We start from the raw sequence: 23142 nt of genomic DNA, 5'->3' as shown, positions 1-23142 counted from the left end.
CCGATTTGAAGGGGCGGGCGCGGGCCGCGCTTCCAATTACATCGTCGCTGCCAACAGCGTTTGCGCATATTCCGTCTGCGGATTGGTGAACAGCGCCTCGGCCTCTCCGGCCTCCACCACATCACCGTGTTGCATCACGATCATCTGGTGGCTCATCGCGCGCACCACATGCAGGTCGTGGCTGATGAACAGATAGGCCAGCCCATAGCGCTGTTGCAGATCACGCAGCAGATCAACGATCTGTACCTGTACCGTCATATCAAGCGCAGATGTCGGTTCATCCAGCACCACCAGACGCGGGTTCAAGATCATTGCGCGGGCAATGGCGATCCGTTGACGTTGACCGCCGGAAAACTCATGCGGGTAGCGGTCCATCGTGGCGGGATCCAGCCCCACCTCTTCCATAACAGCCGCCACCTTATCACGAGTATCACCGCCGCCTGTGCCATGCACACCCAGTCCTTCGGCAATGATCTGGACGCAACTCATGCGGGGTGACAGGCTGCCGAAGGGATCCTGAAACACGATCTGCATATCCTTGCGCAGGGCCCGGAGTGCCTTGGTCGACAGATCGCGGACATCGCGCCCTTCAAAGTTGATTCCGCCCTCTGAGGCGATCAATCGCATGATTGCCAGCGCCAGCGTGGTCTTGCCTGACCCCGATTCACCTACGATACCCAGCGTTTCACCGGCACGTAGAGACAAAGACGCCTCATTCACCGCCTTCACATGGCCCACCGTGCGCTTGAAAAATCCGCGTTGGATCGGGAACCAAACGCGCAGCTGCTCCGTGGTAAGAATCGTCTCTGCCTTCTCAGACACAGGTGTTGGAATACCGCTTGCACGGGCTGACAGAAGTGTTTGGGTGTATTCGTGCTGAGGGTTGGCAAAAATTTCAGCCGTCGGGCCAGCCTCTACTATCTCTCCGTCTTTCATCACACAAACCCGATCGGCCAGCTTCTGCACGATTCCAAGGTCATGGGTAATGAACAGCAGGCCCATGTTTTCGCTTTCTTTCAGCTCCACCAGCAAATCAAGGATCTGCGCCTGAATAGTCACATCCAGCGCGGTGGTTGGTTCATCGGCGATCAGCACGTCAGGCTTATTGGCCAGCGCCATCGCAATCATCACCCGCTGGCGTTGCCCGCCGGACAGTTGGTGGGGATAGCTGCTGAGGCGGCTTTCAGCGTCGCGAATGCCCACCTTTTCAAGCAACTCCAAAACCCGCCCCCGCGCTGCATCCGCTGCAATCGCCTGATGCAGCATCAATGATTCCGCCAACTGCTTTTCGATCGTGTGCAGCGGGTTCAGGGACGTCATCGGCTCCTGAAAGATAAAGGAGATATCGTTGCCACGCACACGCTGCAGCTCTGCCTCGGACGCGCCAATCATCTGGGCACCATCATATGTAACCGATCCACCGACAGTGGCGTTTTCACCAAGGAGCGACACGGTCGACATCGCCGTCACCGATTTACCGGATCCGCTTTCGCCCACCAGCGCGACGGTTTCGCCCCGATCCACGGTGAAAGAAACGCCTTTCACGGCCATGTTGACCTTGCCTTCCTGACGGAAGCTGACGGTCAGATCTTTGACCTCAAGAATGCTCATTGAAAGGTTTTCCTTGGGTCGAAGGCATCGCGCACACCTTCAAAGATGAAGACGAGGAGCGACAGCATAATAGCAAAGACAAAAAACGCGGTGAAGCCAAGCCACGGCGCTTGCAGGTTCTGCTTCGCCTGCAGCGTCAGTTCCCCCAGCGACGGCGCCGAAGAGGGCAGCCCGAAGCCAAGGAAATCGAGACCAGCAAGCGTCGCCAGCGTACCCGTGACGATGAACGGCAGCAACGTGACCGTGGCGACCATCGCGTTGGGCAGCATGTGGCGGAACATAATGGTGACATTTGACACCCCAAGCGCCTTGGCCGCACGGACATATTCCAAATTGCGGGCGCGCAGGAATTCAGCGCGGACAACGCCTACCAGGCTGATCCATCCAAAGAGCACAGTAATAAAGACCAGTAGCCAGAAACTTCGCCCGATGATCGCGAACAAAATGATAATCACGTATAGTGTCGGGGTGCCGGACCAAATCTCGATTATCCGCTGAAAGATCAAATCCACCCAGCCGCCAAAATAGCCCTGCACTGCACCCGCGATGATGCCGATGATGCTAGAGAGTGTGGTGACGATCAGCGCAAATAGGATCGACAGGCGGAAACCATAGATCACCCGTGCCAGCACATCACGTTTGGTGTCATCGGTGCCCAACAGGTTGTCACCATTCGGCGGCAGCGGCGCTGCGCCGGGACGATCGGCCTGTGTAGTGTAGCTGTAACGGATCGGTGGCCAGATGGTCCAACCCTTATGGAATCCTTCGGCCTGATAGGTGCCTGCGTCGATCTGTTCCACGATCCCCTCTGGATCATCCCAACAGTCCTGCACACCGCCAGTCTGGATCAGGCATTCAATCTCTGGGTCGGTATATTTCGCCTCGGTCCGGAAATCGCCGCCAAATGTGGTTTCGGGATAGAACTTCGCCACCGGCGTGAACAGTTCACCTCGATAATTGACAAGGATCGGTTTTTCATTCGCCACCAGCTCTGCAAAGAGCGACACCGTGAATAGCACGGCGAAAATGATCAGCGACCAGTAAGCACGGCGGTTCGCCTTGAAGTTTGACCAGCGGCGGCGGTTGAGTGGCGACAGGGTAAAGAAACGCACCATGATTTCAGCCCTCTCGTTTTTCAAAGTCGATGCGCGGATCGACCAGCACATACATCAGGTCCGAAATAATCCCGACCACCAGACCGATTAGGCCAAAGACAAAGAGCGAGCCGAACACGATCGGATAATCCCGCTGCACAGCCGCCTGAAACCCCATACGCCCCAGACCATCGAGGCTAAACAGCGTTTCAATAATCAGCGATCCGCCAAAGAAGACGCCAATAAACACCGCAGGGAAGCCCGCGATCACAATCAGCATCGCATTGCGGAATACGTGACCATAGAGAACGCGATGTTCGCTCAACCCCTTGGCGCGGGCGGTGATGACGTATTGCTTCTTGATTTCATCAAGGAAGCTGTTCTTGGTCAGCAGGGTCAATGTGGCAAAGGCCGAAATGGTCGACGCAAGCACAGGCAACGTGATGTGCCACAGATAGTCAACGATTTTGCCCCAAAGGCTGAGCTGATCCCAATTGTCGGACGTCAGCCCCCGCAGTGGGAAGATTTGCCAGTAGGACCCACCTGCAAACAGCACCAGCAAAAGGATCGCGAACAGAAAGCCGGGGATCGCATAGGCCACGATGATCAAACCAGAGGTCCATGTGTCAAAGCGCGATCCGTCCCGCACCGCCTTGCGGATGCCCAGCGGGATCGACACCAGATAGGCAATCACCGTGGACCACAGGCCCAACGTGATCGACACCGGCAGTTTTTCGATCACCAGATCAATGACCGAAGCAGAACGGAAGTAGCTTTCACCAAAATCAAACCGGATATAGTTCCACATCATATTAAGGAACCGTTCCAACGGTGGTTTGTCGAAACCGAACTCTTTTTCCAGCTCGGCAATATATTCAGGCGGCAGGCCGCGGGCGCCTTGATAGGTATCATTTCCACTGCCGACGTCAGTGGCCGACACCTCGGAGCCAGATCCATCAAAGCTTTCAAACACGTTACCTTCGCCCTGCTGCTGGGCAATGATCTGTTCAATCGGGCCACCGGGCACGAACTGCACGAGGGCAAAGTTGATAATCATCACCCCCAGCAGCGTCGGGATCACCAGCAACAGCCGGCGCAGGATATAAGCACCCATTTTCTTTGTTACCTCAGCGCACCGGCCGCTTTCAGCGCCGCGTGTTTGTCTGCATTATACCACCAAAAATCCAGCTCCCCGCGTGCAAAAGGGGTCAGGGGATCGGGGTATTCGAACATATCGTAATAGGCGACGGTGTGCACGTTTTTGAACCACTGCGGCACCCAGAACCGTTTGGCCCGCAACACGCGATCCAGCGCGTGAACAGCGGTCTGCAGCTCGGCCTTGCTGGTCGCAGAGGTAACATGGTCAATCAGCGCATCCACCGCCGGATCAGCAACGCCCATCAGATTACGAGAGCTTTCGTTTACACCTTCGGACCCGAACCACTGTTTCAAGTTGGTCGAAGGTTCACGCGCCATGCGGCCATTATGGGTCGTCATGTCGAAATCATACTTGCGCGACCGCTCCGCTGCCTGCGCGGGGTCCACACGGTTCAACTCTGCCTGAACCCCCAGACGTTTCAGGTTTTCTACAAACGGCAAAGTAATACGGTCAAAGGCAGGAGAATCGTCTAGGAATTCAATCTGCAACAGCTGACCGTCCTTGCGGCGCATCCCATCGTCGCCGACCATCCAGCCCGCCTCATCCAACAGTGCAGAGGCACGGCGCAGGTTCTTGCGATCCAACTGGCGGCTGCCCGATACCGGCGGAATCACCACCTCATCTGTCAGGATCGACGCGTCCAGCAGGCCCTGATCGACCAGCGGCTGCAACAGCGCCAACTCTCCTGCATCTGGTGCACCGATAGCTTGTAGGTCCGAATTACCCCAGAAACTGGTCACACGATCATAGAGGCCATAAAATAGCGACTCGTTCGACCATTCGAAGTTGAACATCAGCCCGATCGCTTCGCGGACGCGAGGGTCTTTGAACTTCTCCCGACGCAGGTTGAACACATAACTCTGCATCAGCGACAGCGACCCATCGGCCAGCTCCTCACGCTTCACATGCCCATCGTTAAGGCCGGGAAAATCATAACCCGTCGCCCATGTTTTTGAGCTGTTCTCCGACCGGAAAGTATAAGCACCCGCTTTGAACGCCTCAAAGGCCGCAACAGAATCGCCAAAGTATTCCACGCGGATCGTATCGAAGTTATTGCGACCCTTATTCACTGGCAGATCCGCCGCCCAGTAGTTCGGGTTGCGCCCATAGGTGATCCGACTGGGGATATCGTAGCTGTCCAGCATATAGGCACCAGTGCCCATGATCGGCAGCGCATTGGCGTCCTGAAGCTTGTAATCGTTAGCCTCAAACCACTTCTGCGAAAAGGCGGGCATGCCACCGGCCAGACCGATCCGATCCCGTTCCGGGCTGTCGGGGGAGAAGTGGAAGCGCACTTTGTAGGTGTCCAGCACCTCAACCTCCTCCACGAAGGCGCCGAATGCCGCGCGGAAGGACGGCAAGCCGTCAGTCATAAACAGATCAAAGGTGAATTTCAGGTCATTCCCCGTCCACGGTGTGCCGTCTGCCATCGTCACGTCATCGCGCAGGTTAAAATCCACCCATGCAATCCCTTCGGGGTATTCCATCGTGGTGCAGAGGAAGCAGTACACGGCAGTGGGATCATCAGCGTAGGTGGTCAGAACATTTTCATGACCGATCGTGGCCAAAGCACCAGAATTTCCCTTGCGCGTATAAGAATTAAAACTGTCGAAGGTGCCCGGCGCCCATGTCGAAATCTCGCCCCCCTTTGGGGCATCTGGGTTCACATAGCGCAAATGGTCAAAATCGGCCGGATATTCCAATTCACCAAAGAAGTTATACCCATGGGTGGTGATCAGCTCTTCGGCCGCTGCCTGTTGAGCCATTCCGACAAGCGCCAGCGCCGTCAAACCACCCCCCAGCCAGTATAGTGCACCCCATTGGGGGGGCTGTGCATCCGTATGGTTCGGGTTGGCAGCTAGGGCGTTGGCTTTGGCGTGCGATTTGGGTGATGCCATTCGGGAAATCCTCCAGCTGATGGACGCGGTGTGCGCATCTTGTTGAAGTTCAAGCTAAAGCGCCCACACGGGCACATCAAGACGCCCATCACCGGATAGTGAAGCAATGCCAGCCCCTTGACGCGGTTTTATGCTGACGGCTGTGGCACGCACCCGCCCAAAACGCAAAAGACCGCTGCCCTTGGCAACGGTCCTTTACACGATTTGTTGCGTGATGCGCGCTTACTGCAGGCTTTGCAGATAGGCGATCAGGTTGGCGCGGTCTTTCTCTTTCTTCAGACCGGCGAAAGACATTTTGGTGCCCGGCGCGAATTTCTTGGGGTTTTCAACAAAACCATTCAGGTTGTCGATCGACCAGCTGTCCGCAACAGCAACCAAGCTACCCGAGTAGCCAAAACCATCTGCAGCACCCACAGCACGATCTACGATCGCAAACAGGTGCGGGCCGGTGCCATTTGCGCCGTCTTCCAGCTTGTGGCAGGCTTTACACTTGCCAAAAACCTTCGCACCTTTCGCAACGTCCGCCTCGGCCAGCAGAGTGGCGAAGTCGGGGCCTTCTTCGGCTGCGCCGCCGTGGCTGTCATCTGCACCTGTGTCGATCACATACGCCTGCGCATGGTGATCCCCATGACCGCCCGCTTCGGTGTTATAGAGTGCCTCAGCCGCCCAGCTGCCAAGCAGAAATACCAGAAGTGCACCGCAAAGCGCGGCGCCGGTTTTGGTAAAAGTCATCGTATCTAGCATGGGTCGCTCGTCTGTTACCTGTGTTGGGCCGTATCTACCTGCTTCCCCTATCGTTGCGCAAGGTATAGTTTGCGCGACCAAACGCCCTAGGGCAGGCTATTTGACAGGAAAACAACAGTTATGACCAATCGCATCGCCTTTCAGGGGGAATTGGGCGCCTATTCACATGAGGCCTGCCACAACATCTACCCAGAGATGGAGCCTCTGCCCTGCCGCACATTTGAAGATGTAATCAACGCTGTGCGCACTGGCGATGCCGATCTGGCCATGCTGCCGATCGAGAACTCGACCTATGGCCGGGTGGCCGACATTCACCGCCTACTGCCAGAAAGCGGCCTGCACGTCATCGGCGAAACCTTCGTTCGAGTGCGCATCGCGCTGATGGCTCATCAGGGTGTCAAGATCGCCGATCTTGACAAGGTTCAGGCCCACCTTGTGCTACTACCGCAATCAGCGAAGTTCCTGCAGCGACACGGGATTCGCGGTGAAGCCGCCGCTGACAGCGCTGGTGCAGCTGCTGATTTGTCAAAGACTGAGGATCGCAAAACCGGTGTTCTCGCCTCGGAACTCGCGGCAGAAATTTACGGGCTGAACGTGCTGGCCACGGATATCGAAGATCACGGCCACAACACCACCCGTTTCGTCATCATGTCGCGCGAACCCAATCACGCGCGGCGTGGTGACAGCGGTATGATCACGACCTTCGTATTCGAGGTCCGCAACATCCCCGCCGCGCTCTACAAGGCGATGGGTGGTTTCGCCACCAACGGCGTCAACATGACCAAGCTGGAAAGCTACATGAAGAATGGGTCGTTCACCGCAACGCAGTTTTATGCGGACATCGAAGGACATCCGGAGGATGCCAACGTACAACTGGCGCTGGATGAGTTGAGCTACTTCACCAATGAGGTGAAGATCGTTGGCGTCTACCCTGCCGCCCGACCACATCACGACAGCTGAGGTAGACGATCAGCGTTTTCCCCGCCAGAAAATGCTGCGCCCCACGCTTGAGAGGCAGAGATCATGCGCGTCCGTCCCTTTCGCACTGCAGATGCTGCTACGCTGGTACAGATCTTCCACCGCGCGGTGCAGGCCACAGCGCGCGCAGACTACTCTGAGGATCAGCTCAACGCATGGAGCCCGGCGCCTGCGGCCCCTGAACGCTACCTCGCCCGGATCACCCGTGGTGGCCATAAGGTTTGGGTGGCCGTCGATGACACCGACACGCCCATCGGCTTTATTGAGCTGCAAGAGGATGGCCATATCGACTGCTTCTATCGCGACCCCGACCATCGCGCTGCGCATGTGGGGCAGGCACTTTATAAGACGCTAGAGAAAGAGGCCCGCACCAGGCGCCTCACGCGGCTTTATGTTGAGGCCAGTGAGGTCGCGAAACGGTTTTTTCTGCGCCACGACTTCACTACGCTGGAACGTAATGAGTTCGAGCGGACTGGCGTGATGATGCACAACACCCGCATGGAAAAGCACCTGCAGTAGACAACCATACCCCAAAACCAAAACACCCCGCAGCGAGGCCACGGGGTGTTTTGAATTTCGATGTCACAAAAACCGCTTAGTGCAGCTTTGCATCAACTTCACTGATGGCAGCGTCGATCAGCTTGTTCGCGGCAGTTGCGTTCATCTGCTTGGCGACAACGTCACCAGCAGCGGCCACAGCCACGGATATTGCTGCGTTACGCACATCGCGCACAGCCGAAGCTTCGGCAGATGCGATCTGATCCTTTGCAGAGGTCAGACGACGTTCGATCGACTTTTCCAGATCCGCTTTCGCTTGCTCAGCAAAGGCGGCTGCATCAGCTTTGGCTTGCGCCACGATGCGATCTGCCTGTTCCTGAACTTCCTTCGACTTACGCTCGTAAGACGCCAGGATACCCTGTGCCTCCTCACGCAGAGCGCGGGCTTCATCCAGTTCGTTTTTGATGTCATCCGCGCGTTTGTCCAACAGACCGGCGATGGTGGCCGGAACTTTGAACTTCAGCAGGATGGCAACAAACAGGATAAATGCCAGCAACACGATAAAATCGGTGTTGCGCAGCGAGAAGAACGGGCCAGAAGCAGCAAAGGCGGGGCTGGCCGCGGTCAGAGCGACGAGAGTTGCAAGTTTACGCATTCCCTTACCCTTTCATGCGGGCAGCCACAGCTGCGTCTACGTCTTTGGCATCGGCTTCACCGCCCAGGGCAGTGATGAGTTCCGCTGCAGTGTCCTTGGCAACCGCTTCGACGGAGGCCACGGCATTCGCACGGATCTCGGCGATAGCTTTTTCACTTTCGGCCAGTTTGCCGGCGATCTCTGCATCGGCCTTAGCGGTCGCTGCGTCGAGGTCGGCCTGCATTGCAGCCTTGGTTTCGGCGGCGATGCGCTGTGCTTCTGCACGGGCGTCGGCCAGAGCCTTGTTGTAGGCTTCTTCCGCTTCAACCGCTTTCGCTTTCAGCTCTTCAGCTTTGGCGATGTCGTTTGTGATGGTCCCCTGACGCTCGGCCAGAACCGCAGCAATGCGCGGCAGCGCGATGCGCGACAGGACGAAATAGATCACGACCAGCGTGACCAGAAGCCAAAACACCTGGTTGCCCCAAAACGAGGGTTCCAGCTGTGGCATAGGGTGTACCGAATAAGCAGATTCGGCGGCGTTGGTATTGGTCGCCATAACGTCCTCCTTCGGGAACTTCCTGGTTACACGGGGTGGATGCGAAACCGCACCCACCCCGCCGTAAGGATGTGTTCCGTAAGGCTTAGACGGCGAACATCAGCAGCAGAGCAACCAGGAACGAGAAAATGCCCAGTGCTTCTGCGAATGCGATGCCGATGAACAGAGTCGCGGTCTGCGACGCTGCTGCCGACGGGTTGCGCAGTGCGCCTGCCAGGAAGTTGGCTGCAACGTTGCCAACACCCAGAGCTGCAAGACCAGTACCCAGACCTGCCAGACCGGCGCCGATGTGTGCGAGTTCACCTTCCATTGTGTATCTCCTTACGATTGGAAGTTAGAATAAGTAGTGTTCAGTGTTCAGACCGTGACGCGCCGATTAGTGCGACGGGTGCAGTGCGTCCTTCAGGTACACACAGGTCAGAATGGTAAAGACGTAGGCCTGAATGAAGGCCACAAGAACCTCAAGACCGTACATGGCGGTGATGGCGACGATCGACAGCGGGCTGACAACAGCCAGCGCAGCGAAGCCTGCGAACACCTTGATAACCGCGTGGCCCGCCATCACGTTGCCTGCCAGACGAATGCTGTGGCTCACGGGGCGGACGAAGTAGGAAATCACCTCAATGATTGCCAGAATAGGACGCAGTGCAAGAGGTGCGGAACTGACCCAAAACAGGCCAAGGAATGCTGTACCATTTTTGACAAAACCCACAACCGTCACAGTGACAAACACCAAAAGGGCCAGTGTGATAGTCACGGCGAAATGCGAGGTGGTGGTGAAGCTCATCGGAATCAGGCCAAGGAAGTTAGCGAAGACGATGAACAAGAACAGGGTCATGATGTAGGGGAAGAACTTGACCGCGTCTTTACCGGCAACGTCCTCGACCATCTTGTAGATGAACCCATAAGCCAGTTCGCCGATCGACTGGCTGCGCGACGGGATAATGGCGCGGCGCGACGTACCGATAACCATCATTGCGATAATACCGGCCACAGCCAGCGCCATCCACAGGGTCACGTTGGTGATCGTGTACCATGCAATCTCATCACCACCGAACAGCGGCTTAACGATGAACTGATCCATCGGGTGAAATTCGAGACCACCCTCTTTGGCGCCTTGTGCTTCGCTTGCCACGTTTATGCCCTCTCGTCGTTCTCGGCCTCTTCGGCCAATTTCTTCGTTTCGATCTCACGCGCGGTTCGGATCATCGTCTGTATCCCGGCCGCAAGACCCAACAATGTGAATATGACAAGGAAAATCGGGATCGTTCCCAACAGGCTGTCCAGCCCGTATCCTATGCCAAACCCGATCCCAAGACCGGAAACCATTTCGACCACCATCCGCCAGGCCTGATTGGCCATCGAATAATGTTCATCCACGCGCGGCTTGGGTGAGTTTGCTTCTTTGGCTGCCTCGATCTTGGCTTCCAGCGCTTCTAGTCGCTGTTTTTGCTCAGGATCGGTCACGCGCAAAGCCCCTATGGATGACTGGCGTCTTGCTAAGGCGCTGGAAGCACAGAGTCAACAGTGCTGGACGCAACAGAAAATACAATATAAGCCATTGAAATAAAATATAAAAAAATACATCGCTCAAACGCAGAAAAACCCTGATAGCGCCAACGGTGCGCACTTAGGGGCGAATTTTCATATTCAACTATTCGGTTGATCTTTCTCTGCGGCGTAAAAACAGCCGCGATCACACTGCTGCCACCGCGCCCCATTGACCGCCCCCGCCCTCACCCGCTAGGCAAAGGCATGGCTCAACACTCCACCCTCGACACCGTCTTTGCAGCCCTTGCCGATCCGACCCGCCGTCAGATCCTGTCGATGCTACTAGAAGACGACATGGCCGTCACCGATGTGGCGGACCCGTTCGAGATGTCGCTGGCCGCGATTTCAAAGCATCTGGTGATCCTCGCCAACGCAGGCTTGATCAGCCAGGAAAAGCGGGGCCGGGTGAAATGGTGCAAACTGGAACCGGACGCTCTGCGCGAAGCCAGCATCTGGATGCAGAGCTTCGGCCAGTTTGAAGCGATCAATCTGGATGCGTTTGAACGATTTCTGGAGGTTGAGCTGTCCGCCGGTGGCGCTCGGGCTCCCGAGGACTAAGTCCCAGCCCGGTCTCACAGAGCACTGCCCGTTACGCTGTTTCCAAGCAGTGGCGGCGGAAGGCACGCTTCAGCATATCCAGCTCTTCGCGCAGCAGTTCCACCTCAGCGCGGATATCATCTGCCAGTGCTTCGCCTGCGAGGATGGCAAAACTGTTCAGTGTCTCACCGCTATCGGCGTCACTGATCACAAAGGTCTGCATGCCATCGGACAACAGTTCAATTGGGATCGGCACCCGCAACACCCAAGTGCCTGCGGCCTCGCCCTCTGTCAGGCTATGATCGCTCACCGGACGGTCCAGATGGGTTACCGTGACCTTGGGCTGACCGGCATTGTCGCGGTCAGCAGTCAGCATGCCCTCCCAGACTCCTTCAAACAGGCGGGTTTTGGTCAATTGCATCGCAGACATTGCGATCTCCTTCACAGCTCGGCGCGTGGGCGGCGAGAAAAGGTCAGATCGCGTAATACGATCTGGTTCATATCCGGCCCCTCGAAAATCAGGTCAAGCCAGGCTTTTTCCACCCGCTTTTCGTTCAATTTGGTGTAGGCTAAATCAAACTCCACCATCACGTCCTCTGCATGAAGCGGCAGTTCGCGCACGATCTGTTCGGTGTTCGGCCCGTGTTTAATGTTCAGCCGCGCAAAAATTTCCAACGGCTTTTCCATTTCCACAATCGTGTCCATGCGCAACAAATGGCGGCGTTGCAGGCCCTGCACTGCCTCAGGCGGGAGCTCAACGACCAAGGATAGGAAAGAACCGTCGAATTTGAACACGTCCATGCGCAATCCATAGGGGGCCAGATCGGCCTCCCGCGTGTTGCGCAGCTGGCGCAGAGTCAGCTCAGAGAAGGCGCAATCGTGAAACAGCGTCACCTCTTCACCCAGACGGCTTTTGTTTTTCACACTCGACAGGCCCGGCACTGGCAAGGGACCACGCCACAAGGCCGGGCGCCAACCCCAGTCCGACCCTTGCGGCTTGCGAAACTGGTTCGATCCAATCGCTGGCAGCGCCAAACGTTCGTCGGCCACATAGATCAGCTCATTCAAATGGGTGCGCAGGTCGCGGGCCTGCGTGCGTTGGCGACGCAAAGACTCCACACTGGCCTTTTTGGCAGACCGAGCCGCCTTCGCCCAACGGCGTTGCACCCTTTCGGAGATGAAACTTTTGAACAGATCGCCTGCGCGCGTGCCTGCCATACCCTGGCGTCCCCTTTGCTCTTGCCTGTGCGTTGCCGTGCCGGCGACAATCGGCCACCCGTCGGTTTATTGACCCTATATACGACACAAATCGTTTAAGAGTATAGGCTTGGCTTTCGTCGGCAGCCGCTTTTCTAGCGTAGACGCCCGTTAGCGACTGCCGGGACGTGCAACGGGGCGTAGAACTGCCTTGGTGGACGCGCCCCCCGATAAGGCGCCAGATCCGGCAACAGCCACAGCGCCTTCAGGGCTTTGACTGCGCAGGCGCTCTGCCAGCCACATCAACTGCGTTTGGCCGCGACTGCCCGCATCGGCACTGCCTTTTGCCCCGTAAAGGGCAAGGCCAACGGTATAGTCATTGACCACCATAATGCCCCGCCAATGGGTTACATCGCTTTCTGGTATCATCGGTGTCGGAGATTTAACCTGAACCAGCGTTAGCCCATCACCGTTCATGTGGCGCAAAACCTGCTGCCCCTGCAAAGCGGCGGCCACTTCTGCACCGCTGGGCTCCACACTCTCACCTTCATGCGGCACCGCAGTGACGGTCATCACCACCGGCGGCACCTGATAGCCACTGGCAAATCCGGTCAACTGGGAACATGACGCGATCAAAGCAAAGCCACCGCGCTGGCCAGACTGCAAACTGTCGCGCTGGATGCAATAACCCTGCGGTGCGCTAACCGTCACAGCACCGGCGACCAGACTTGCCTGTTGCAATACAGGCTCCCCCAAGTCCGCCTGCCCCTGTTCCAGAGGTGTGGCCAGACAGCCCGCCAGTAATACTGTGCCCAATACGCCAAGACCACAACGCAATCCGCGTCCTGCGCCCCTTTCGACGATATGCTGAAACAGCTGTCCCATCGTTACCAATACCCATCATTTCCCCGCGATCCACTGGCTGGATCAGCCCCCTGCCGCGCAGCGTTAACCATTTTATGGCCAAAACTCAACCTGCTAGCGGGATCGCCCCATTCCCGACCCATTGCAAACCGCACCCGCTATCTGCCGCAGTTGACCCCAGGCGATTTTCTGCCACGCTACAAGCATGTCCGCCTATGCCTTACACAAAACCTATTGCGATGCAGCCCGCGTCACGCCGGATCTGCCGCGCCTGATCCTCGGTCTGATCCTGATCGAGCTGGGCTTTAAAGTCGGGCTGGCCCTAATGGACGCGATGCTGGCAGAGGCCCCGCCCCAATTCGTCAGCGACCTGCATTTTGGCATCAGCCGTATCGGTCTGCTGCTGCAACTGTGCAGCTTTGCAGCTCTAGCGCTTTCCGCTCTCTTTGTGACCCGCAACCTGCACAACAGGCCCGTGGCAACTCTGATCGGCCCGCCTCAGCAGGCGTGGCGCGACCTGTGGCGGGTGACTTGGGCCGGGTTGGCGGCCTTTGCCGCAATTGAGGTGCTGCCGCCTTATTACTCCCTCGCAGGGGCGGAATGGAACACACCACTGCTTTGGCTGACCACACTGCCGCTGGCGATGATCGCCCTGTTGATCCAAACTGGTGCCGAAGAGGTTGTATATCGCGGTTACCTGCAACAGCAGCTAGCAGCACGGTTCGACCATCCGGCGATCTGGCTGATGGTGCCCAACCTGCTGTTCGCCGCCGCCCACTGGGATCCCACAGGCGATCTGGGCGCAGCACAGGCCTATGTAATCTGGGCGTTTTTCTTCGGCCTTGCGGCATCGGATCTGACCGCGCGCAGCGGCACCCTTGGCGCCGCTATCGGGTTTCATCTGGCCAACAACACCTTTGCTTTCCTGTTCTTCGGCACTTCGGGCGCACCTGATTCTGGCTTGGCGCTGCTCCTGTTTCCTGCATCTGACACCCTGCTGCCCCCCTCTGCACAAGACAGCGTATTTGACGCCGCACGCCTGACTGTAGAACTGCTGATCATCGCAATCCTTTGGCTTGCAGCCCGAATTGCCATTAAGCGTTGATTGCATTTCCGTTACGTCGGGCTTATTTGACAAGCTGATAAACGCATCAAGCAGGGCAAACGCTCATGAACTGGATCACCAACTATGTCCGTCCGCGGATCAATTCGATCTTCTCCCGCCGTGAAGTGCCGGAGAATTTGTGGACGAAGTGTAGCGAATGCGGAACCATGCTGTTCCACCGCGAACTGAGCGATAACCTCAACGTCTGCACCGGCTGCGGTCACCACATGGCGATCACCCCGCGCGAACGCTTTGCCAACCTGTTCGATGGCGGCATCTTCACTGAGGTGGACGTCCCCGCACCCACCGCCGACCCGCTGCAATTCCGCGATCAGAAGAAATACCCCGATCGCATGAAGGGCGCCCAGAAAAAGACCGGTGAGAAAGAAGCCATGCTGGTCGCCGCCGGTGAAATGGGCCACACCCCAATCGTCGCCGCCTGTCAGGACTTCTCGTTCATGGGTGGGTCTATGGGCATGTATGTGGGCAACGCCATCATCGCCGCCGCTGAAAAAGCGGTTGAGCTGCAGCGCCCGCTGATCCTGTTCTCCGCCGCGGGTGGCGCCCGGATGCAGGAAGGTATCCTGTCGCTGATGCAGATGCCACGCACAACCGTGGCCGTGCAAATGCTGAAAGAGGCTGGTTTACCCTATATCGTGGTCCTGACCCACCCCACCACCGGCGGCGTTACCGCGTCTTACGCGATGCTGGGCGACGTGCAAATCTCGGAACCGAACGCGCTGATCTGCTTTGCCGGCCCCCGTGTGATTGAGCAGACCATCCGCGAAAAGCTGCCCGAAGGCTTCCAGCGCGCAGAATATCTGCTGGACCACGGCATGCTGGACCGCGTGACCAAACGCACCGAAATGCGCGATGAACTGATCACCATCATCCGCATGTTGATGGGCATGCCCCCCGCTATCAAAGGCGACCTGCCCGCCCCAGAAGCGCAAGAAGCCGACGCAGAAGGCGAAAGCCTGTCTGAGGCCCTGACCGGTGAAGAGGCTGACGCAAAATGACCATCGACAATTCGGCGCACGGCTCTGACGCCGTGCTTGCACGGATGATGGCGCTGCACCCCAAGATCATTGATCTGACGCTGGACCGTGTCTGGCGTCTGCTGGAAGCGCTCGACAATCCGCAACAAAAAATGCCGCCAGTGATCCATATCGCGGGCACCAACGGCAAGGGTTCGACGCAGGCAATGATCCGTGCGGGGCTTGAGGCTGCGGGTAACACAGTACATGCCTACACCTCGCCGCATCTGGCGCGCTTCCATGAACGCATCCGCCTGGCGGGTGACCTGATTTCCGAAGATCACCTGACCGACATTCTGGATGAGTGCTACGCCAAGAACAACGGCGACAACATCACGTATTTCGAGATCACCACCTGTGCAGGTCTCCTGGCCTTTGCCCGTACGCCAGCAGATTATACACTGCTGGAGGTGGGCCTTGGTGGTCGTCTGGATGCAACCAACGTAATTGATCAGCCCGCACTGACCATCATCACCCCGATTTCCATCGACCACGAACAATTCCTTGGCGACACGCTGACCAAGATCGCCGGCGAAAAAGCCGGCATCATCAAACGTGGTGTGCCCTGCATCGTCGGCCCACAACCCGACGAGGCGATGGACGTGATCGAAGCAACCGCCGCCCGCCTCGGCGCACCGCTGATCGCCTATGGTCAGCACTGGCACGTCTGGGAAGAGCGCGGTCGCCTGATCTATCAGGACGAACAGGGCTTGTTGGATCTACCACTGCCGAACCTGCCCGGCGCCCACCAGATCCAGAACGCCGGCGCAGCGATTGCGGCTCTGCGTCACCTGAAGAAAGGCGATGTCGCGGCCGAGGCCGCTGTCAGCGATGCCTTCTGGCCCGCACGGATGCAACGCCTGACCACCGGCCCGCTGATCGACGCCGCACCAGAGGCAGAACTATGGCTGGATGGCGGCCACAACCCCGCCGCCGGTCAGGCTATTGGCGATCATCTGGCAACCTTGGCAAAACGTCCGACGCATCTGATCTGTGGCATGCTGAACACCAAGGACATCTCGGGCTATCTGAACCCGATGGTGCCTCATGTGGCCAGCCTGAGCGCGGTGTCCATTCCAGGGGAACCGAACACCCTGCCCGCCTCAGAAACTGCCCGCATGGCGCGTTCTGCTGGCATGCAGGCGCATGAGGCCGCAGATGTGCAAACCGCACTGGACCAGATCGTCGCGTCTGAGCCGAACGCCCGCATTCTGATCTGTGGTTCGCTCTATCTCGCGGGGGCTATCCTGCGGGAGAATGGCTAACGAATCACCCTGTTGACTGATTCGCATCGATTCGCCTAAGCTACCTCTACGGTTTTCAGGTGCGCGGCTGGGACACAACGCGCACCGTGGTGAGTTGTTCGGGTTTTAACAGGCAAGATTACCATCAAACGTGCCACAGTCGGCAAAGTTACGATAGGCAGGACAAGAAAGAGGGGTCGGCGCAACGGCCCCCTTTTTTGTTTGCAATATGCCTGCTAACGCCAATTTATGCTTGATGTCTTTCTACAAACACTGCCGTTTTTTCTGCTGATCGCCTTTGGCTTCGGCGCTGGCCGCAGCGGCTTCTTTCCGGCGGAGGCCACCACGTGGCTGACGCGGTTTGTATTCTACTTCGCCCTTTCGGCGATGTTATTTCGCTTTGCTGCATCTCTCAGCCTGTCAGAGGTGTTCGAGATCAACGCGGTCGCGGCCTATGCCGCAGGGTCACTCGTTGTTTATGGCATTGCAACCTCTTTGGCCCTGATCCGCCAGCGCGGAATAGAGGAGGCCGCCATCGAAGCCCAATGCGCTGTTGTCGGAAACGTCGGGTTTTTGGGTGTACCAATGCTGGCCATGCTGCTGGGACCAGAGGCGATCGGTCCAGTGATGCTGGTACTGGCCTGCGATCTGATCCTGTTCGGCAGCCTGATTGTCATCGTGATCACCGCACGGCGGGATGGCCGCCTGTCACCAGCGGTGCTGATCAGCATCGGGCGTGGTCTGATGGCAAACCCGATGATCGTGTCGATCACTCTCGGCCTGATCTGGGCCGCACTGAACCTACCCATGCCACAGCCGATGGACGATTTCCTAACTCTCCTTGGCGCGGCGGCGACACCTGGTGCCTTGTTTGCCATTGGTGCATCTCTCGCAGGAAAATCGGCAGAGCGTCTGACCGTCGCCTCTTGGCTAAGTTTCGCGAAACTCGTGCTGCACCCGCTGGCAGTGGCCGTCACGGCATTAATTCTGTTTCAGGTCGATGCCCTCACCGCCAAAGTCATGATCGCGGCCGCTGCCCTACCGGTTGCCGGCAACGTCTACATTTTGGCGCAACACTATGGCGTGGCACCTCAACGCGCTTCTGCAGCGATATTGGTTTCAACCACCCTGTCGATCGTGACCCTCTCCGCTATTATCGCCGCGCTCTAGCGCTGGATCATTTAGTGTCGCAAATGGTGCGACAACCGGATCGCTGAATGGTGTAAAACCCGCGCCGAACACCTCCGCCCTGGTGCGCGTCTGCGGCTGCGCATGACCCGCCCAACTCGCCACCGAAGGATCCACCGCCCAGAGATTAAAGGACAGATAGCCGGGGTAACGCGGCAGCGGTCCCTCTGTGACCTGATAGATCAACCGGCCATCCACAAACCACCGCACCCCCTCAGGCATCCAATCAAAGGCATAGTGATGCATCCCCGCTGCCGCATCGAACCCCAAAGGCACAACATGGCTGCGCAACACCCCATCGACCCACCAAGACAGCTGCACCTTACGAGTGTCTTGACCCAGAAACTCCATATCAATCTCATCATGGCGGGTGCCATAGTAAGGACCGGTATAGGCGAAGAACCCCGTCACCACCCCCGCGCCACGCCCGGCACGCATCCAGGCTTCGTAGCGGCCATAACCTGTGGGCTGCGTCCGCCGAAACGCCGCGCCGAGGAAACGGTTGCTCCCGGCGACTTCATCCTCACGTGGCTGCAAAGATAGCACCGCGCGATCCGTGATCTGCACCAGATCGCGCCGCCAGTCTGTATCGAAAATAGGGTGGGTGAAATCATACTCTGCAATTTGCCACTCTGATCCAATTTGGTCACGAAACCTATCCACAAAGTCTGGCAATGCAGTGCGGATCACATCTGTTTGCATAGACGTCTCCATCACCGCGTCTAACCGACCCGCCGCCTGCGCGGGTTTCGCAGACCCGTCCGCGAACATAGTCGCCAGAAACAGCCCCACCGACAGCCCCAATGCCCTGATCAACACATCCCACCCCGTGGTTAAGGTTAACGATTGTTAACCTTAACCACGATTGACGGGCGCAGTAGGATCCGAAAATTAATAACTGGTTAACAGATCCCACTAGCGTGCGGCGGTCTGCTGGGTACAGCTTCGCACCCAGAACGCAACGCGCCGATTTTCGCGGGCTGCGGGATCGAAATCCGACAAAGCCTCCTCCTCCCCCACGCCCATCACTTCTTGTACGCGGGTCGGATCTGGCAGTAAGCCACGCAGCTGATCCGCCACACGTTGCGCCCGCGCCAGCGACAGCGTTTGATTTGCCTGAGCGGCACCCACGCTATCGGAATGGCCGACCAGACGCAGGCACGCCCCCTGCATCACCGGCGTTTGCAAAACCTGCGCAATCCGCGCAATTTGCGCCTCCGCGGTGGAATCCAACTGCTGACCACCAGATGGAAAAAACACATGAGATTCTTGTTGGCGGTCCGTCAACAGCGCAGCAGACCCCGCACTTGCCGGCGGCCCCGCGCGCTGAGCGCCGTGTGCGCGCGCTTTGACTGTACGCACCGGTTGCCTCTGCGTACTGGCAGCCGGAGCACCCTCAGCCACGCCAGAAACCACCAACTGTTTCGTCATCGCAGAACAGCCAGCAGCCAACACCGATGTCTGTTCATATATCTGCTCACACAGCGCCTGCGACGGCCCAGCCGCCTCAGCCGGTGGCGCGTAGAACACCACAAAAACCACGCCGAACAGTGCTGCTTTACGAATCATATGCATCGCAACCTCCTGCCCAAGCAATACCGTTGAAGGGTTAAAGGAAACTGAAGACTGACCTGCGCCGACGCATAGATTTTTTGAAAATTACATCCCGACGTTAACCGGTTATTTCGATTCTATGCCGCACCTTACCCGCGAACTGATCGCTCTTTGCGTTCACAACATTGGAGGGCGGCATGCCGCAAGACACCCAATCCAGATCCCGCCCGGGCGCTCTGCCAGCAGCCCCAAAGGGGGATGCGCGCACGCGACAGGCGTGGATTGACGGGCTGCGGTTGATGGCTGGATTGTCGATGTTAGGCCTGCATGCCACCGCTGATCGGCACGGGCTGCCCTTCCCCTCAGCCACTGCAGAGGATCGACTGTGGCCGATGATACTACGCACGCTATTTTACAGCGCGCGAACCGAACTTTTTGTCATGTTGTCGATTTTCCTGCTGACACTGTCACTCAAGCTGCGCCCACGTGGATATTCGCAAACAATACGACAGCAGGCCCAGCGCCTGTTGCCCCCGTTTTTGTTCTGGACGGCCTTCTACAGCCTCTTCTCCCTATTGAAGGCGGGGCACATGGGCTATCTGGGCGCGGCTTTTACGACCCTCGGCGCCCCTGAAACATGGCTCTCCTACCTCTTGTTGGGCACAGCAAAATACCACCTGCATTTCATTCCGACATTGCTGGGGCTGCTACTATTTTATCCATTGTTTCTTGCTGCTTACACCCGTCCTTGGATGGTTTTAGGCGCCTGTTTAGCAGTGTGGATGAAATGGTCTCTGGAACGCTGGGCATACCCAGTGTTTTGGGGCAATGACGCGCTGCCCTACATCATCCGCGCGATCAAGATACTCAGCTATCTGGGCTACGGGCTAGCGGCCGCGGCGATTGCTGGGCTGTGGATGCGCCACGGCCCCTCTTTGCGCCGCAGCATCCCATGGGCTGTAACACTGACGCTGCTATTGTGCGGGGCGCTGCTCCTAAACTTCAAGGCACAAACAATCGCAAAGGTGATTGCCACCGGGCGTTGGGTCTTTGACGATCCGGTTGGCTATTGGGCAGACTTCCTTATGCCCGTGGTCCTATTGTTGCTGGCGATGGTATTGACCAGTGCCAAATGGCCGAAACAATTGCCTAAATGGGCGCCCTATTCGCTGGGCATCTATCTGTGCCATCCGATATTTTTGGATATCGCCGAAGTGTTGCTACCAGAAGACATTGCCCCCATCCTTCAGGTGATCTTCAAAATCGCTTTTGCCCTTCCGCTGACACTAGGGCTGGTCCAACTGCTGAAACGGACCAAAGCACTGGCCTGGACAATCGGCCTGGGGCCGCCCCCACAGATCGCATTCCTTACCCCGTTTACCAGTAAAACGCCCGCCCCCCAAAAGGAGGAGACTTCATGCTGACCAATCAATACGATGAAGGTGGCATCACCATCTTGCAACTTGTCAGCCACCGCCTGACCGCCTCTGCGCTACCGCATCTGATGCAAGCGCGCGATCAGATGGTCGGTCGTGGGCGTCATGCGATGCTGGTCGATCTCAGCAAAACGCGCAGCCTGACCAACGCAGGCCTTGGCGCGTTGATTGAATTTTCAGCTGATTTTGGGACCGGGCGCACTTTGGCGTTCTGCAATGCCCTGCCAAGTGTTGTCGACAGGATCCAAGGCAGCGGTGCGACCGCCCTGATATCTTATTATACCTCGAAGTCCGATGCGCTGCGCGACAAGCGTTTTCAGTCACAGCGACTTGCAGGCAGCAAAGCGCTGATCTTGTGTGCGGGAACGGGCAGCCGGATGGCACCGCTGACTGATGCCAGCCCCAAGCCGATGCTGGATTTGTTCGGTGCGCCCCTCATTAGTCATCTGATCCGCCATCTCTCCCAGTTTGGGCTGAACGATATCCTGCTTAACCCTGGCTACAAGGGCGACCAAATCCACGACATACGTACCAGCCATCCCGCGCAACGGCTGCACTTCTTTGCCGAAGGTCGTGATGATGGCGAAGGTTGGCACGGCGCGCCAGTCGGGTCGGCCAGCACGCTGGCGCAACTACAACAGCGCCACCGGGTTTTTGACACGGACAGTTTCGTCCTCTGCGGGGATGCGCTGATCGATATTGATCTGGCCGACATGATGCAGGCACACCGTGAATGCGGGGCTGCGGTGACCATAGCCACCGCAACTGTGCCGCTGGCGGACACATCAAAATACGGGATCTTACGCACCAACCGGACAGGGCGTGTTCTGGCATTTCAGGAAAAACCGCAACCAGATCACGCGCTAAGCACCCTCGCCAACACGGGCATTTACATCTTCCATCCCAGCGTCCTGACCAATTTACCCTGTCATGACGGACAGGACATCGCCACCCATCTGTTGCCTGCGATACTCGCGCGCGGGGGGCACATACAGTCCTACACCAAACCGTTTGAATGGGTGGATATGGGATGTCCCCGTGACTACGTTAGGGCCCATTTCAACGCAATTCGTGGCCACCTCAAAACGCTTTGCCCAGCCGATCAAATACACCACTGCGCGGCGCTCTCTCCATCAAGCAGTGGCAAAACTATATGGCTCGCCAGCGATGCCAAAGTTTCGCGGCGCGCAGCACTCAATGGGCCCTGCTATATTGGTCCGGGAACCTCCATCGCGCCTGGTGTGACGATCAACGGGCCATGCGTGATTGGGGCTGGTTGCCGTGTTGAGGCTGGATGCCTCATCTCGGACAGCCTACTCCTGCCAAATACATGGGTCCGATCCGGCGCTTGGATCGACGGCCAGCTTGCAGGCCCTGATTGGGCCATACCCTATACCAACGCGGATGGCGGCTTCACCAACTTTGCCAAAGTGCCTTTGGATCGCACCGGCCCTTTGCCAGAAAACGAGCGCAAGGTCAGCCTGCCGCAAATCGCGGGGTCTAGCGCATGATGCGGCATCTCCTGCTCTTACTGTGTCTGATCGCAACTCCCACCTTCGCCGAGGATCGGTTCTGGATCCTTTGGGAACGCTACCATCGCGTCGGTCCCAATTGTCCGAACGGCGCCAGTTGCCTCACCAAGCGAGAGTTCTCTAGCCGCCCCCTGCCCATGGACTATTCGTCCGAAATCTACCGTCTATTCGGCGTCATGGACCCACGTGGTTTCGGCACGGCAAAAGGGCGTAACGATCCTAACGCGCCTGCAGTTTGCTCGGCGCAGGATGCAGAATTGTCCGTTGGTTTTGACCCCCTCGCAGTACCGCAATCGCTGAAAATCGAGGCGCTGCGCGGGATCACGGCCCTGCATGTGGATCTGACACGTCTGAAACCTGCCCCCGGCCACCCGGACGAATTCGGACAGCGTGTACACAATGCCTTTGTAGCCAAACTCACCGCAGCAGGCCTGCGCGTGGTTGATCGGGACACTGTCAAAACCATTCCCGGGCAACCAACTCTGAACATCTTCTTTTCGTTCAACGAGCCTCACGGAGACTGCCACTATGAATATTCGGTTTTCGCGTCACTTACACAGGATGTGATGTTGGCCCGTGATATCCGGATCAAGATCAATGCAGGCGTCTGGGCATTTTCCACAGGCTCCAAGGATACGACCCACAACGGGGACGAGCGCGCTGCCATCCTTCGCGTTGCAGATGCCCTGATCCGTGACCACCGACAGGTGAATCCCCGTTAATTT

25 protein-coding genes are annotated in these 23142 nt (G+C 57.6%); 10 read left to right on the top strand and 15 right to left on the bottom strand.

Features of this window, described 5'->3' with window-relative positions:
• Positions 1–36: 36 nt before the first annotated feature.
• From MHM86_RS13920 to MHM86_RS13900, 5 genes are all read right to left on the bottom strand, one after another.
• The gene (locus MHM86_RS13920) at positions 37–1611 is read right to left on the bottom strand and encodes an ABC transporter ATP-binding protein (protein WP_239200642.1); all 1575 of its coding nucleotides are present in this window, start codon (positions 1609–1611) and stop codon (positions 37–39) included.
• Complete coding sequence (locus MHM86_RS13915; protein WP_239200641.1) at positions 1608–2726, bottom strand: ABC transporter permease; 1119 nt, start codon at positions 2724–2726, stop codon at positions 1608–1610. The genes MHM86_RS13920 and MHM86_RS13915 overlap by 4 nt, the downstream gene beginning before the upstream one ends.
• Before the next feature lie 4 nt (positions 2727–2730).
• Positions 2731–3819, bottom strand: a complete 1089-nt coding sequence (locus tag MHM86_RS13910) for a microcin C ABC transporter permease YejB (protein WP_239200640.1) — start codon at positions 3817–3819, stop codon at positions 2731–2733.
• A gap of 8 nt (positions 3820–3827) precedes the next feature.
• Entirely contained in the window at positions 3828–5762 is a 1935-nt protein-coding gene (locus tag MHM86_RS13905) for an extracellular solute-binding protein (RefSeq protein WP_239200639.1), read from the bottom strand.
• 222 nt (positions 5763–5984) lie between these two features.
• Positions 5985–6506: a cytochrome c family protein gene (locus tag MHM86_RS13900; RefSeq protein WP_239200637.1), complete on the bottom strand. Its 522-nt coding sequence runs from the start codon at positions 6504–6506 to the stop codon at positions 5985–5987.
• Between the two features lie 120 nt (positions 6507–6626).
• On the opposite strand from MHM86_RS13900, the gene MHM86_RS13895 reads away from it, so the two are divergent.
• Both MHM86_RS13895 and MHM86_RS13890 read left to right on the top strand, forming a co-directional pair.
• Positions 6627–7466, top strand: coding sequence for a prephenate dehydratase (locus tag MHM86_RS13895; protein ID WP_239200635.1), 840 nt, complete (start codon positions 6627–6629; stop codon positions 7464–7466).
• 63 nt (positions 7467–7529) lie between these two features.
• Positions 7530–8003, top strand: a complete 474-nt coding sequence (locus MHM86_RS13890; RefSeq protein WP_239200633.1) for a GNAT family N-acetyltransferase — start codon at positions 7530–7532, stop codon at positions 8001–8003.
• A gap of 76 nt (positions 8004–8079) precedes the next feature.
• On the opposite strand, the gene MHM86_RS13885 is transcribed toward MHM86_RS13890, so the two are convergent.
• The 5 genes from MHM86_RS13885 to MHM86_RS13865 form a co-directional block, all read right to left on the bottom strand.
• Entirely contained in the window at positions 8080–8637 is a 558-nt protein-coding gene (locus MHM86_RS13885) for a F0F1 ATP synthase subunit B (protein WP_239200631.1), read from the bottom strand.
• 4 nt (positions 8638–8641) lie between these two features.
• Positions 8642–9172, bottom strand: a complete 531-nt coding sequence (locus MHM86_RS13880) for a F0F1 ATP synthase subunit B' (protein WP_239200629.1) — start codon at positions 9170–9172, stop codon at positions 8642–8644.
• A gap of 85 nt (positions 9173–9257) precedes the next feature.
• A complete protein-coding gene (locus tag MHM86_RS13875; RefSeq protein WP_058245531.1) occupies positions 9258–9482 on the bottom strand; it encodes a F0F1 ATP synthase subunit C in 225 nt (74 codons plus the stop codon).
• A 66-nt stretch (positions 9483–9548) separates the two neighbouring features.
• Positions 9549–10307 (bottom strand): F0F1 ATP synthase subunit A, encoded by a 759-nt coding sequence (locus MHM86_RS13870; RefSeq protein ID WP_239200627.1) that lies wholly within the window; start codon positions 10305–10307, stop codon positions 9549–9551.
• 2 nt (positions 10308–10309) lie between these two features.
• Positions 10310–10639 (bottom strand): AtpZ/AtpI family protein, encoded by a 330-nt coding sequence (locus tag MHM86_RS13865; RefSeq protein WP_239200625.1) that lies wholly within the window; start codon positions 10637–10639, stop codon positions 10310–10312.
• Between the two features lie 288 nt (positions 10640–10927).
• Between MHM86_RS13865 and MHM86_RS13860 the strand changes: the two genes are divergently transcribed.
• Positions 10928–11281 carry a metalloregulator ArsR/SmtB family transcription factor gene (locus MHM86_RS13860; protein WP_239200623.1) on the top strand — a complete coding sequence of 118 codons (354 nt, stop codon included), beginning with the start codon at positions 10928–10930 and terminating at the stop codon, positions 11279–11281.
• Positions 11282–11312: 31 nt separating this feature from the next.
• Here the strand turns inward: MHM86_RS13860 and MHM86_RS13855 are convergent, their stop codons facing one another.
• The 3 genes from MHM86_RS13855 to MHM86_RS13845 all read right to left on the bottom strand — a co-directional run bounded on the left by MHM86_RS13855 (position 11313) and on the right by MHM86_RS13845 (position 13342).
• Positions 11313–11690, bottom strand: a complete 378-nt coding sequence (locus MHM86_RS13855; protein WP_239200621.1) for a hypothetical protein — start codon at positions 11688–11690, stop codon at positions 11313–11315.
• Positions 11691–11701: 11 nt separating this feature from the next.
• Positions 11702–12478, bottom strand: coding sequence for a DUF6478 family protein (locus MHM86_RS13850; protein ID WP_239200619.1), 777 nt, complete (start codon positions 12476–12478; stop codon positions 11702–11704).
• Positions 12479–12628: 150 nt separating this feature from the next.
• A complete protein-coding gene (locus MHM86_RS13845; protein WP_239200617.1) occupies positions 12629–13342 on the bottom strand; it encodes a hypothetical protein in 714 nt (237 codons plus the stop codon).
• Positions 13343–13526: 184 nt separating this feature from the next.
• Between MHM86_RS13845 and MHM86_RS13840 the strand changes: the two genes are divergently transcribed.
• The 4 genes from MHM86_RS13840 (at position 13527) to MHM86_RS13825 (ending at position 17877) form a co-directional block, all read left to right on the top strand.
• Complete coding sequence (locus MHM86_RS13840; protein WP_239200615.1) at positions 13527–14426, top strand: CPBP family intramembrane glutamic endopeptidase; 900 nt, start codon at positions 13527–13529, stop codon at positions 14424–14426.
• 65 nt (positions 14427–14491) lie between these two features.
• Complete coding sequence (accD, locus tag MHM86_RS13835) at positions 14492–15445, top strand: acetyl-CoA carboxylase, carboxyltransferase subunit beta (protein WP_239200613.1); 954 nt, start codon at positions 14492–14494, stop codon at positions 15443–15445.
• Positions 15442–16728, top strand: a complete 1287-nt coding sequence (locus tag MHM86_RS13830; protein WP_239200611.1) for a folylpolyglutamate synthase/dihydrofolate synthase family protein — start codon at positions 15442–15444, stop codon at positions 16726–16728. The genes accD and MHM86_RS13830 overlap by 4 nt, the downstream gene beginning before the upstream one ends.
• Positions 16729–16956: 228 nt before the next feature.
• Positions 16957–17877, top strand: coding sequence for an AEC family transporter (locus MHM86_RS13825; protein ID WP_239200609.1), 921 nt, complete (start codon positions 16957–16959; stop codon positions 17875–17877).
• Here MHM86_RS13825 and MHM86_RS13820 read toward each other — a convergent pair.
• Together MHM86_RS13820 and MHM86_RS13815 are read right to left on the bottom strand one after the other, a co-directional pair.
• Positions 17827–18714, bottom strand: coding sequence for a family 16 glycosylhydrolase (locus tag MHM86_RS13820; RefSeq protein WP_239200607.1), 888 nt, complete (start codon positions 18712–18714; stop codon positions 17827–17829). The two genes, MHM86_RS13825 and MHM86_RS13820, sit on opposite strands and share 51 nt — an antisense overlap.
• A 96-nt stretch (positions 18715–18810) precedes the next feature.
• Positions 18811–19470 carry an OmpA family protein gene (locus MHM86_RS13815; RefSeq protein WP_239200605.1) on the bottom strand — a complete coding sequence of 220 codons (660 nt, stop codon included), beginning with the start codon at positions 19468–19470 and terminating at the stop codon, positions 18811–18813.
• A gap of 176 nt (positions 19471–19646) precedes the next feature.
• Between MHM86_RS13815 and MHM86_RS13810 the strand changes: the two genes are divergently transcribed.
• From MHM86_RS13810 to MHM86_RS13800, 3 genes are read left to right on the top strand one after another with little or no spacing between them, the layout of a single operon-like run.
• Positions 19647–20873: an acyltransferase gene (locus MHM86_RS13810; RefSeq protein WP_239200603.1), complete on the top strand. Its 1227-nt coding sequence runs from the start codon at positions 19647–19649 to the stop codon at positions 20871–20873.
• Entirely contained in the window at positions 20867–22396 is a 1530-nt protein-coding gene (locus MHM86_RS13805; RefSeq protein WP_239200601.1) for a sugar phosphate nucleotidyltransferase, read from the top strand. Before MHM86_RS13810 ends, MHM86_RS13805 begins: the two co-directional genes overlap by 7 nt.
• Positions 22393–23139, top strand: a complete 747-nt coding sequence (locus MHM86_RS13800; RefSeq protein WP_239200599.1) for a hypothetical protein — start codon at positions 22393–22395, stop codon at positions 23137–23139. Before MHM86_RS13805 ends, MHM86_RS13800 begins: the two co-directional genes overlap by 4 nt.
• Positions 23140–23142 lie beyond the last annotated feature (3 nt).

The sequence above is a fragment of the Thalassobius sp. Cn5-15 genome, from assembly GCF_022347685.1.
Classification (GTDB): domain Bacteria; phylum Pseudomonadota; class Alphaproteobacteria; order Rhodobacterales; family Rhodobacteraceae; genus Thalassobius.
Note: the sequence above shows the minus strand (reverse complement) of the source record. Positions and strands in the feature narration are given on the sequence as shown.

Coding starts and splice junctions, on each gene's coding strand:
- MHM86_RS13920 (WP_239200642.1), bottom strand. CDS start 1,611: ATGAGCATTCTTGAGGTCAAAGATCTGACCGTCAGCTTCCGTCAGGAA.
- MHM86_RS13915 (WP_239200641.1), bottom strand. CDS start 2,726: ATGGTGCGTTTCTTTACCCTGTCGCCACTCAACCGCCGCCGCTGGTCA.
- MHM86_RS13910 (WP_239200640.1), bottom strand. CDS start 3,819: ATGGGTGCTTATATCCTGCGCCGGCTGTTGCTGGTGATCCCGACGCTG.
- MHM86_RS13905 (WP_239200639.1), bottom strand. CDS start 5,762: ATGGCATCACCCAAATCGCACGCCAAAGCCAACGCCCTAGCTGCCAAC.
- MHM86_RS13900 (WP_239200637.1), bottom strand. CDS start 6,506: ATGCTAGATACGATGACTTTTACCAAAACCGGCGCCGCGCTTTGCGGT.
- MHM86_RS13895 (WP_239200635.1), top strand. CDS start 6,627: ATGACCAATCGCATCGCCTTTCAGGGGGAATTGGGCGCCTATTCACAT.
- MHM86_RS13890 (WP_239200633.1), top strand. CDS start 7,530: ATGCGCGTCCGTCCCTTTCGCACTGCAGATGCTGCTACGCTGGTACAG.
- MHM86_RS13885 (WP_239200631.1), bottom strand. CDS start 8,637: ATGCGTAAACTTGCAACTCTCGTCGCTCTGACCGCGGCCAGCCCCGCC.
- MHM86_RS13880 (WP_239200629.1), bottom strand. CDS start 9,172: ATGGCGACCAATACCAACGCCGCCGAATCTGCTTATTCGGTACACCCT.
- MHM86_RS13875 (WP_058245531.1), bottom strand. CDS start 9,482: ATGGAAGGTGAACTCGCACACATCGGCGCCGGTCTGGCAGGTCTGGGT.
- MHM86_RS13860 (WP_239200623.1), top strand. CDS start 10,928: ATGGCTCAACACTCCACCCTCGACACCGTCTTTGCAGCCCTTGCCGAT.
- MHM86_RS13855 (WP_239200621.1), bottom strand. CDS start 11,690: ATGTCTGCGATGCAATTGACCAAAACCCGCCTGTTTGAAGGAGTCTGG.
- MHM86_RS13850 (WP_239200619.1), bottom strand. CDS start 12,478: ATGGCAGGCACGCGCGCAGGCGATCTGTTCAAAAGTTTCATCTCCGAA.
- MHM86_RS13845 (WP_239200617.1), bottom strand. CDS start 13,342: ATGGGACAGCTGTTTCAGCATATCGTCGAAAGGGGCGCAGGACGCGGA.
- MHM86_RS13840 (WP_239200615.1), top strand. CDS start 13,527: ATGTCCGCCTATGCCTTACACAAAACCTATTGCGATGCAGCCCGCGTC.
- accD (WP_239200613.1), top strand. CDS start 14,492: ATGAACTGGATCACCAACTATGTCCGTCCGCGGATCAATTCGATCTTC.
- MHM86_RS13830 (WP_239200611.1), top strand. CDS start 15,442: ATGACCATCGACAATTCGGCGCACGGCTCTGACGCCGTGCTTGCACGG.
- MHM86_RS13825 (WP_239200609.1), top strand. CDS start 16,957: ATGCTTGATGTCTTTCTACAAACACTGCCGTTTTTTCTGCTGATCGCC.
- MHM86_RS13815 (WP_239200605.1), bottom strand. CDS start 19,470: ATGCATATGATTCGTAAAGCAGCACTGTTCGGCGTGGTTTTTGTGGTG.
- MHM86_RS13810 (WP_239200603.1), top strand. CDS start 19,647: ATGCCGCAAGACACCCAATCCAGATCCCGCCCGGGCGCTCTGCCAGCA.
- MHM86_RS13805 (WP_239200601.1), top strand. CDS start 20,867: ATGCTGACCAATCAATACGATGAAGGTGGCATCACCATCTTGCAACTT.
- MHM86_RS13800 (WP_239200599.1), top strand. CDS start 22,393: ATGATGCGGCATCTCCTGCTCTTACTGTGTCTGATCGCAACTCCCACC.